The 11405-nt window shown below is 31.8% G+C and carries 7 protein-coding genes; 1 reads left to right on the top strand and 6 read right to left on the bottom strand.

Going from position 1 to position 11405, the window contains the following annotated elements; all coding sequences use genetic code 11:
- Nucleotides 1-11 precede the first annotated feature (11 nt).
- Genes ACXAG4_RS15420 through ACXAG4_RS15395 form a run of 6 tightly spaced genes read right to left on the bottom strand, consistent with a single transcriptional unit; the run spans nucleotide 12 to nucleotide 10068 of the window.
- Entirely contained in the window at nucleotides 12-3017 is a 3006-nt protein-coding gene (locus ACXAG4_RS15420) for a type I restriction endonuclease subunit R (RefSeq protein ID WP_475296989.1), read from the bottom strand.
- A 2-nt stretch (nucleotides 3018-3019) separates the two neighbouring features.
- A complete protein-coding gene (locus tag ACXAG4_RS15415) occupies nucleotides 3020-4987 on the bottom strand; it encodes a DUF262 domain-containing protein (protein WP_475296988.1) in 1968 nt (655 codons plus the stop codon).
- Nucleotides 4975-6402 (bottom strand): DUF262 domain-containing protein, encoded by a 1428-nt coding sequence (locus tag ACXAG4_RS15410; protein ID WP_475296987.1) that lies wholly within the window; start codon nucleotides 6400-6402, stop codon nucleotides 4975-4977. The genes ACXAG4_RS15415 and ACXAG4_RS15410 overlap by 13 nt, the downstream gene beginning before the upstream one ends.
- 1 nt (nucleotide 6403) lies before the next feature.
- Nucleotides 6404-7777, bottom strand: a complete 1374-nt coding sequence (locus tag ACXAG4_RS15405; protein ID WP_475296986.1) for a restriction endonuclease subunit S — start codon at nucleotides 7775-7777, stop codon at nucleotides 6404-6406.
- Nucleotides 7777-9864, bottom strand: a complete 2088-nt coding sequence (locus tag ACXAG4_RS15400; protein ID WP_475296985.1) for a type I restriction-modification system subunit M — start codon at nucleotides 9862-9864, stop codon at nucleotides 7777-7779. The genes ACXAG4_RS15405 and ACXAG4_RS15400 overlap by 1 nt, the downstream gene beginning before the upstream one ends.
- On the bottom strand, nucleotides 9865-10068 hold the full coding sequence (locus ACXAG4_RS15395) for a helix-turn-helix domain-containing protein (RefSeq protein ID WP_452600876.1): 204 nt from the start codon (nucleotides 10066-10068) through the stop codon (nucleotides 9865-9867).
- 156 nt (nucleotides 10069-10224) lie between these two features.
- On the opposite strand from ACXAG4_RS15395, the gene ACXAG4_RS15390 reads away from it, so the two are divergent.
- Nucleotides 10225-11405, top strand: a 1181-nt coding sequence (locus tag ACXAG4_RS15390) for a recombinase family protein (RefSeq protein WP_475296984.1), incomplete at its 3' end; no start/stop codon positions are given.

Genomic DNA, 11405 nt, shown 5'->3' with positions numbered 1-11405 from the left:
TAATGTAATCTCTATAAAGATTTACGTAACATTTCTTTTACCATATTAAAAACCATTGTATTAAACTCCTCTTTAGCTTCTTCGTTGTCATTAATGACTTTATAAAAATCAAAATTTGTTGTTACGTGTTTCAGTAATTCGTCTTGTGCTAATTTATCACTTGTAATTCTTGCATTCTGTTCGTCAGAATGCTCGATAGAATTTAGCATATCTTTGTTTTTAGCCACTCCATTTACAACACTTTCAGCCATTTGCCTAACCTTATCAGCATCTTCAAATTCAGTTCCATAGCGGTCATTAAAAGTTTTAATAATATTAGATAATTGGTCAATTTCAGGGTCAGATGTTCCGCCTCTCATTTCTGTAGGAATAGGTTGTAAATCTTCTCCCTGTTCCATTGCTATATTTGTGGTGGCTTCCAACTGTAGGCGGTAACTATCCATATCTATATTATCTAAAACACCTTGTGAAAAATCAGGTTCAGTATCAGTTCCTAATTTGCTTTGTAAATGATTTAAGAAAATATACAGACGCTCTAAATATGCATTTTCAAAATCTACAATTTGAGATAAGAATATATACAAACGTACATAAGTCTTTACTTTTGCTCTAAAATCCGCTTGTTGCTCTTCTTCTAAATCTTCTCTAAAAACAACACTTGACTGGTCTAAAATGTCGTGTAACTGGTCTACTGTTACATTTGCTAATATTTTATTTGAAAACTTTTCTACTTGCTCTCTAGAATAGACTTGATAACTGTCTAAAGCATCTTGTAAGTCAAATAATTTATTTGGGTCTGTAGCCTCTCCTAAAATAGTATTTTCAAAATATGGTTTAAATGCTTTTTCTATATCCTCAGAAGAATTGGCAAAATCTAAAACAAAAGTATCTGTTTTTAACGGATGACTTCTATTTAGTCGGGATAAGGTCTGTACCGCATTTACACCACCTAATTTCTTATCTACATACATTGTATGAAGCAGTGGTTGGTCAAAACCTGTCTGAAACTTATTAGCTACTAATAAAAATTTGTATTCATCTTTTTCAAATTCTTCAGGTATGTTACCGCTTGGAAAACCATTTAAACTTGATTCAGTTTCTCCATCTATTTCCCCAGAAAAACCAACAATTGCTTTGTATGGACTATTAATAGATTTTAGATAAGCATCAAAAGCGTGTTTGTATTGTACCGCTTTAGCTCTGCTACTTGTAACCATCATAGCTTTTGCCTTGTTACCCATTTTATTCTTCTTAACTACATTATCTATAAAATGGTTAATCATTAAAATGGATTTCTTTTTGATAGCATGGTCATGACCTTCGACATAGGCTTTCAGTTTTTTTTGAGCCTTTTTCTTATCGTACTCTGGGTCGTCTTCTATCTTTTTCAGTAAAGCATAAAAGCTTTGGTATGTTGTATAATTAAGCAATACATCTTTAATAAAACCTTCTTCTATGGCTTGTTTCATTGAGTACAAATGAAATGCTTTGTATTTGGTTTTTCCATCCTGTTCAAATGGTTCGCCAAATAATTCTAAGGTTTTGTTTTTTGGCGTAGCTGTAAAAGCAAAATAACTTGCATTAGGTAAGAGTTTACGAGCTTTTACTATTGCCCTTATAAAATCTTCACCTGTTACTTCATTATCTTCTGTTTCATCATAGTTTTCTAAATCACTTTGAAGCTGTTCTTCGTCTGAAACTTTGGCTAGTGTTTCGTTTAATTTACGAGCCATTTGTCCACTTAAACTACTATGTGCTTCGTCTATAATGATTCCAAAATTATTGCTTGGTAAATCACCAATATCCTCGACAATATGGGGGAATTTTTGAATGGTAGTAATTATTATTTTTTTTCCTTCTTCTAAAGCAGTTTTTAATTGCTTACTTCCATCTGTAATAGCTTGTACAACACCTTTGACTTGTTGGTATTGTTTTATGTTCTCTCGTATTTGCTTATCTAAAACTCTTCGGTCTGTGATGACAATAACGGTATCAAAAATTGTTTTAGAACCTGATTTATCATGTAGACCAACCAGTTGGTGAGCCAACCAAGAAATGGAGTTACTTTTACCTGAACCTGCCGAATGTTGTATCAAATATTTTTGACCTGCCCCTTTTTCTTGTGCATCTGCTAATAATCGGGAAACGGCGTTTAATTGATGAAAACGAGGAAATATAAGTTTTTTAGTTTTCTTCACTTTTTTCTTACCCTTAGCGTCTCTATACTCTTTGTCTTCTGTGATTAATTTAGCATAGTTTTGAAGGATATTGGTAAGAGTATCTTTGGTTAAAATCTCTTTCCACAGGTAATCTGTTTTTATACCACCATTAGGTTCATTTCCTGCTCCGTTTTTATTTCCTTTATTGAAAGGTAAAAAATAAGAGCTGTCGCCTTCTAGCTTTGTACACATCCATACTTCTTCTGTGTCTACAGCAAAATTAACAACCATCCTGCCTAAACGAAATAACTCTTCGTTTGGGTCACGGTCAGTTTTGTATTGTTTTATGGCATGTTTTACATTTTGATTGGTAAGCTCGTTTTTAAGCTCAAAGCTGATAATTGGCATACCATTAATAAACGTAACAATGTCTAAAGATTTTTTGTTTTTTGGCGAAAAATAGACTTGACGCATCACCGAAAAAATATTGGCTTGGTACAAGTCATTTGCTTTTTGGTTGTATACAGAAACTGGTTTGTCATAAAACAAGCGTAGCTTGGTATCTGTAAAGCCATCTACAATACCTTTACGCAAAACTTCTATAACGCCCTTTTGTTTTATTTGGTCGTTTAAACGCTTTACTATTTTTTGTTTGTAAAGGTCTTTATGGTAACGTTTTAATTTGTCTAATGCTTTGGCTTGTGTTTTTTCTAAAAACTGAAACAGCAAATCTTCATCAATACAATTGATATTATTGTAATTGCTGTTTGCTCTTTCTACATAGTTGTTGCTATTAACTAAATAGTCAACAATATGCTTTTCAAAGCCATTTTCTTTTGTATTGGTGTTTTTACTCATAGTTAATTCAAATTGTGGTCATGAAAGTAATCATTTAACAATACCATTATTTTTTCAAAATGTTCTTTTGCTTTTTCATCATTCCAAATATCTTCATTATATATTAAATCTGATTTTAAGCTATCTATACTTCCTTTTGCTTTTTTATTTTCAAACATACTGCGTTTAACACCATATGCTTTGTCACTGTATTCTGAATTTATACTTCTAGTAACCAGTACTAAATTGCCCATTGTATCTAAGGTTTCAGTACAAACCTTGTCTCTAGGGTCTCTTGGGTTTTGCGGGCCTATATGTTCAATTGAGTTTCTTGCTGTCATTTTATAATTACCCCATTCATCTTCTTTATCCAATTGACCTCTATAATACCAGAGTATAAATTCTATTTTATAAAACCAATAGTGAGGAAAGCTAACTCCTGAATTATTTAAATTCTCCAGAGTACCGAAAACTGTTTCTGCATCACATTCTACATCTAAAAAATCTTCCATAGAATTAATAGTTCTTTCTGGTAAAGAAATATGCTCCGTATTTGAACTAAATAAGGTATTGTCTAATTGTCTTAACCAGCAATAGGCATCATTAAATGATGGTTTTTCATCAATCATCCAATATAAAAAAGGTGTTAACCAATATTGAGTGGTGTTTTGTTGAGAATGGTATAATATGCTTTGTAGCAATGCCATTCCGTTCAAACTGTCTTTATTCAATCTTCTCAAATAATAAGTCCAGCCTCCTTTTTTTTGGTTTTGTTTATAAATGTCCTTAATACCGTGTTCTTCTTTGTCTTCTGAAACAGTAATCCACTTTATTACATATCTGTCAAAGCTATATCTAACTTTAAACAAGGTTTCAAAGAATCTAACTACAAATTTTTCGTTGATAATTTCAGACTTCAATAAGTGCTTATCAAAAGTTTCTAAAAGCTCTTTTTCATTGATACGTAAAATATCTTCATCATCATTTTTGAATAGAAAAATACGTAACGTATGCAGTAAAAGTTGAGGAAAAGAGAGAATACTCCTTACTGGTTCAAACTCATCTTCATTTGATTCTGGATGATGAGTAATATTGTCTTTAATTGAAGTTGCAATATCCTCGTATTGTTCAGGATGTTCTAACACATCGCTTAGCATAAGAGTGGTTTGAGGATTTGAACTTTCGAATAAATTTAAAACATCATTAATGTGAAATCCATTATGATAAATATGAGCTACATCCTTTGAAGAGCCAATTTCTAAGGCAATAACACGTTCTAAATAATTATCCATTACAGAACATACTTGCCATAGTTTGGCATATTGATTCCTCTTTTCTACATTTTTAATGTAGTTAAGTAGCCTAGCTTTAAGTATCTCGTGATGTGCCAACTGCTCACCTCTGTTGTTTAAGGCTTCAAACAATTTGTTAAGGTCAGTAGTTTTTGGCACATCGGTTAATACCATTTTTACTTTTTCAAAAATATAATTTGAGAATTTTATTTTTTCTTCCTCATCTTTTAAGTGTTGTAAAATCAATTGGTTAATTTGATTTCGAGCTTTCCCTATTTTTAATAAATCAGAATAGTCTTTTGAATCATTTGATGAAGAATGTTCTGCATTACCTATATTATTGAAATAGTCTGATACATTTTGACGTATGGCAAACTTTAACCTAAGTTCTCCATTTTTATAGGTGAATGGCTCAAGATTACCTCCTAATTCATTGGATAATAACCATAGTGTGGTAAATCGCTGCTGCCCATCTACCAGGTCATACAACTTGTCGCTGTTTTCATTATTTACAGTTATGACTCCACCTATGTAGTATATGTCCTTATCTGCTTTATATGCTGTAAGTAAATCTTCAAATAAGGTTTTTACTTGCTCCTCTGTCCAAACATACAATCGCTGATAAATAGGAATATTGAACTCAAATTCTTGAGCTACAATAGATTTTATATCTGTTAAATTTGATACTATGCTATCCATTGCTTTCGGCTCTTTACTTCAATTAATCTATTATCAACATCCTTATTATAATACTCACATAACCTTTCTATATATCGGTCTATTACATTGTTTTTTACTTCTTTTTTTCCATTTAAGAACCCATTATTGATATAGATGTTTTCAGTAGCTTTTGCTTTATTAATAAAGCTAAACACCTCATTTGGCAAATAGGCGCTACAAATGACGTCCAATAAGCTATTAGACGCATTTTTTAAACTGTTTTTTATGGCTTCTTGACGCACATAATACTTCTCTAACCTAATGGCTCCTAAATAATAATCGAAATACTGTATGGCTTTAAAGAACTGTTCTTCCTTGAAATTGTCATAGTAGGCTACTAAGCACATTTGCATGTAATACCGTAAATACTCCGACATATCTCGGGTGTACAAAGCATTATAAAAATGCAATGCTTTTTCTATTTCACGAGATTTTTGCTCTTTGGTGTTAAAAAGAAAACAAAATATGGCATGATACTTATCTGTATAATCAAAAAAGTTCTGTCCTTTATAGATGGGTTGCCTTATAGCAAAAGGATAGTCTTTTTTAGCTAGAGGTTTTTCTGTTGATACCAGTTGTACACCATTCTCCGTATATTCTAATTGGTGATAACGCATATTGTTATTATTGGGAAATAAGCGAAAAGCGTTTTTAGTCTCTGTACCGTATGTGTTTTTTTGAAACTCTGTTAACACTTCCGTTTTATTGGGATATGGAAAATGCGATTGCCCTTTCCATTGTCTCACCTTAAACAATACTTCATTGAATAAATGTTTGAGGTCTAGCAAATGGTTATCTTCTTTTCTGGCTTTAAAGGTAATATCTTCCCAAGATTTTGCTTTTTGCTCTTGTAGTTTTTCTGGTAATGCTCTAAGATGATATGCTTTTAGATAGTCATCTACGCCAAGACTAACACCTCTATTGTTTTGTGAATCGAAAAACGCAAAAGCGTGGTCTTGATTATCACTTACAATTACCGTAAACTCAAGTTTGTGGAAAATTTCAGAATCCTTTAATTTTTCTAATCTAGCTATGGATTGCTTTGCAAAGTTTAAGTTTTTGGCAATGTTAAAACCTGATACACTTTGATTGTATTGTACATTTTGCCCTTTTAGCAACGAGCCATATAGTTGGTAATAGATTAATGCTAGTGTTGTAAGCCTTTGTTGACCATCTATAATTTGAAAATTAGCACCTTTAGTATTAGCAAACAACAATACAGAACCCATATAATAAGTTTGTTTAGGACTTGAATCAATGTATTCTTCCCAATCTTGTAGCAACTCTTGTACTTTTGCAACATCCCAAGTATAGGCTCGCTGGTAATCTGGCACGACCAAATTTGGAAACTCCTTATACAAGTCAAAAAAGCGGTATGTATTAACTTGTATCAAATTAGTTTGTTTCTTTATTATAATTTGCAGCTTCTTCTGCTACCATTGCCAATGGTGTTTCTGTTGTTAGGATTTTAAAATCTCTTACATCTATTTTACCTGTAACCGCTTCTGCTATTAATGCTGTTTTGTATTCTTCTACTAAAGAAATTTCTTTTTCTATTGTGGAAATGGTTTTGTCTATTTTGTCAGATTCTTTATTTATGAAATTGACGATTTCTTGTTGCTCTCGAATATCTTGAGAAAAAGAAATTATCAACTTTTTACACTTTGCTTGATTTAATATTGGTAATGTTGTAAAATCAGCCAAAACATCAACTTGTATTTTAGAATTTTTTAAATAACAGAATCCAAATAAAGGGTCAATTGATTGGTTAAAGGAAATTGCATTAATTTGTTGGTTTGAAAAAGCCTTATCAGAACAGAAGCCTACTTTTCCAATAGTACCTCCAATCGAAATTAAATAAGTTGAATTTTTAGGAAACAACTTCAAATTATTGTCAATTACTGCTTCTTCTGTTATTTTTCTTTGCGATTCTTTAAGAAAACCATTTTTATTAAAATCTCCTGGTGTAAACCAATTGATAGTTCCATTTTTAAAATAATCAGTTGTTGAATTTTCTATTTTAGGAGTTTTACCTGTGTAAATTTTAGCCACATATTTCAACTTCCTAACTTCCCAATGTTCAGGAATTTCGCCCAACCACTCAATACCAGATTCTTTCATTGGTACATTTGGGTTGATGCCTTTTGTAACTGCTTGGTTTATTATAGCTGCTTTTTGCTCGTTGAGTAACTCAATGAGCTGTTTTTTCTTGGTGATAAAACGGTTGATTTTCTCGGTTTTGTAGTCGAGAAAATTGGCTATAGTGGTTTGTTCTTGTTTTGGAGGAAGAGCTATTTTTAATGCTCCAAATTGAGTTCTAGTTAGAGTTGTTCTTATTCCTGTACCTTGAGAAAATAAATAGTTATTATAATCTTGTAATAAGTAATAATAGTAGTAATATTTACTATCTACGTTCTTTTTCGGAATGATATTAGTATATGCAGATGTAATGATTCCTGTTTTATCGGAATGTCCAACAATTCTAGGTGTCACATCCATATCAAAAAGACATAAGACAATTGAGTTGGGTTTAATAATTTGATATGTTCCCATATCTGAATGATGTTTACCCATTCTGCTTTCCATATCTCTAAAGATTACCCCATTTACTGAAAGGGATAATACTTTATAATTTAGAAAATCATCACCAACAATATTTTTAGGAAAGTGAAAACATCTTTTCGTATCAACTTCAATCCAATGTTCAGGAATTTCTTTGAGCCAAGATATATCAGTTGTTCTATATTTTTCGTACTTACTTTTACCCATTATTCTACAATTTCGTTCAGTAAGTGTTCTGTTTCATTCTCTATTGCTAGAATATCTTTTGCTATTTCTTCAAGTGGTCGTAAAGCTTCGTATTTGTAGAAATACTTATTGAAAGGAATTTCATAACCAATTTTCATTTTCTTTTTGTCGTACCAAGCGTTTTCGGCAAAGGGTAATACTTCACGAGCAAAATAGACGTCTATATTTTCTTTTAAGGGTACATTTTCAGAATCTTTTAATTCCTTATCAATTATATACTTTGTATTCTCTACTCTCTTATCGGGTTGTGTTTTATGTTTCTTATAATCATTTATATTTTTAAAGACTGGTTTAGCATCACTATTTGTTTCTGCAAATACAGACAAAACATCCCTAAGGGTTTTATTTATAAAGCCTTCCTTTTTAGCTCCCAAATGATTAGCAAAATCAAATATAGATTTATTGAAATCTAAATGGATATCATCTCCAAAAAAGTCTGCTATTTCTTCAATGTTGAAACCTGCAACATTCAATAAATCTTCTAAATAAGCTCCTTTACCATTTTTAATTTTTTCTTTACAATTAGTAATAGCTAATTTTAATGGCTGTTGAGTTGTAATTTGATAAAAACCAAAATCTTCGTTATCAAATATTTTAGAATATTCATTTTCTTCAAAATCGATATACATATTTTGAACATCTAAAATATGATTGGTGTCTAGTTCATTTCTTTTACTCCCTAAAGGTTTTCTTCTCTTTTTGTAGAACTTCTTTGAAGAAGCATTTATCAATTGTACTTTTCCTTTTCGTTTGTCTTCTTTTACATTGCTTAAAATCCAGATATAAGTGGCAATACCTGTGTTGTAAAACATATCATTGGGCAATTGTATAATGCACTCTAGCAAGTCGTTTTCTAAAATGTATTGGCGTATGCCACTTTCACCACTGCCTGCATCGCCTGTAAATAAGGCAGAACCATTATGCACAGAAGCAATACGGCTACCACCATCTTTTGGGTCTTTCATTTTAGATAGCATATGTAGCATAAACATTAACTGTCCGTCATTGCTACGAGAAGTCAAACATTGTTCTTCGAGTTCACCTTTAAAGTTTTTAATAGGTAGGTTAAAACGTCTGTCGTTTATTTCTACTTTCTTGCCTGTGCCAACATTTAGGTTTTCTATGTCTTGTTTCCAACTGGTGCCATAAGGTGGGTTGGTCAACATAAAATTGAATTTCAAGTTAGGGTCAAAACCGTACTCACTCAATGTAGAGCCAAATTTTATTTTGTCTGGGTCTTCATTTTTTAGCAACATATCAGATTTACAAGTCGCATACATCTCGCCCGTGTTTTCTTGTCCATATAAATGAAAAGTTGCTTTTGATTTTATTTCGCCATCAGGATTGGTTGCATATTTTTTAGATTGCGTAAGCATTGCTCCAGAACCCGCACATGGGTCGTATACTAAAAACGTTCCGTTTTGTATTTGGTCTTTTACAGGCAAATACACCAAATGGGTCATTAATTCAATAATCTCTCTTGGTGTAAAGTGACGTCCAGCAGCAGCGTTTGTTTTTTCGTTAAATCTGCGAATTAAGTCCTCAAACATATAACCCATTGCCATAGGTGATATTTTTTCAGGGCGTAATTCTATTTTTGGATTACAGAATTTTTCGATAAGTGAAAAAGTAATACCTCCATTTTCAAGTGTTTCTAATTGGTTTCTAAATTTGAATTTAGAAATGATGTCTTGTACGTTTTCTGAGAATCCGTTTAGATAGTCTTCAAAGTTGCTGTCAATGTTTTTTGGGTCGTCTAACAACTTTTTCATTGTATATGGTGAAGTGTTGTAAAATGCCAATCCAGAACCGTGTTCTTTACTTGTTAATAACCCTAGAAGATTATCTATTTTACTCTTAAATTCTTTATGCGTTTTAAGTACTTGGTCTTTGGTAGGCTCTAACGCCAAATCTAAACGCCTTAACACTGTCATCGGTAATATGACGTCTTGATATTGGTTTTCTAAATACTTATTGATTAAAACATCATCTGCTACTGTCCAGATGAAGTTTATAATAGGTTGTAGGCTTTGTGTATCTAAATTCATTTATTTTCTCTTAAAATCTCGTTTCTCAATTAGTTCTTTTGCCTCCATATTTAATATTTCGGCTATTTCAAAAAGGACTTCAATACTCGGCTGTCTTTTGTTTCGAGCATACTCATTAATCGTATTATAACTTTTACCCATCTTATTGGCAAGCCAAGTTTGACTAATTCCTTTGTCTTTAAGAACTTCTTTTATTCGGTTCATTTTAAACCATTTTTAAGTTATGTCTAATCTAATAAATCTCATTGAAATATGATGGGATTTTACACTGTATTTTATTGAATTTGATGTTTCGGTTTTTTTATAACTGTGATTTCATTTATTTTAGTATTTTCCGAATAGTTTAAACAAGGGTATTTAATGAAAGAAACACTACACATTTTAGTCAGAGTTAGCACGTCTGTTCAAGAGGAGGAAGGAACATCACTTAAAACACAAATGGATGTTGGAATAGACTTAGCTAAAAAACTAAATATGAACTATGTCATACATAACGAAGGTGGTACATCTTCTTCAAAAGACACCCTTGACAATCGACCAGTACTATTAAAAGTTCTAAAACTGATTGATTCGAAAATTATAAAACATTTGTATGTGTGGAATACAGACCGATTATCACGCAGTCAAATAACGTGGTATACTATAAGACAGAAGATGATTGCAAACGGAGTCATTCTTCATACATCAAATGGTGTACATAATACACAGGACTTTATGGAGAATATGATTCTTGGCATTCTCAGCGAAGTTTCAACTTACGACAATATGGTTAGGAAAGAGAGAAGCAGACTAGGTAAAATCGAAAAGGTAAAACTAAACTATTGGAGAGGAGGAGACTGTCCTTTTGGCTATAAGCTCAAGTGGGATGGAATTGGAAATCGATTAACAGAAAATGAGTCCGAAAGTAAATGGATTCGTATGATTTATAGTGAGTATTCTAAAGGAACATCTTTGAAAGAAATAAAATCTATACTTGAAGACAACAACATTAAAACAAGAAGAGGGAATAAACTCTGGTCAATGGGTTCTCTCCAAGTTATTTTAAAGAATGAAATATATACTGGGCAACAAAAATTCACAGATAAAAAATCTAATACCACAATCACTAATGAAGTGCCACAACTCATTAGTTATACATTATGGGACGTAGTTCAATCTAGGAAAAAAGTAAAACTAGAGCGTAAAAATCAAATTAACAGAACAACACGGTTTTACTTGTTTAGAGACTTTTTAGTTTGCGGTTGTGGAACACCAATGGGAGGTAGGACTAACGAAAAGAAATATATTCGCCAGTATTATTGCCCTCTAAGTGAGCGTAAATTTAATAATTCATATAAGCAGAATGTTGAATGCAATATGAAACGATGTTTAAACATACCTAATACTGATGGTATTTTATGGAATAAAATTATTGAAATTTTAACTAACACAGCTGAGATAAAGGATGTTTTAAAACAAAAAACACTTATCGGTAGTAGCTTTGATACTAATGAAGTCAAACGAGTGATAGAGTTAAACGAAGCTGAAATTTTAGAATTAAC

It is taken from the genome of Seonamhaeicola sp. ABD4_175 (assembly GCF_056160885.1).
The sequence above is the reverse complement of the archived record's forward strand: the minus strand, read 5'-3'. Positions and strand labels throughout refer to the sequence as shown.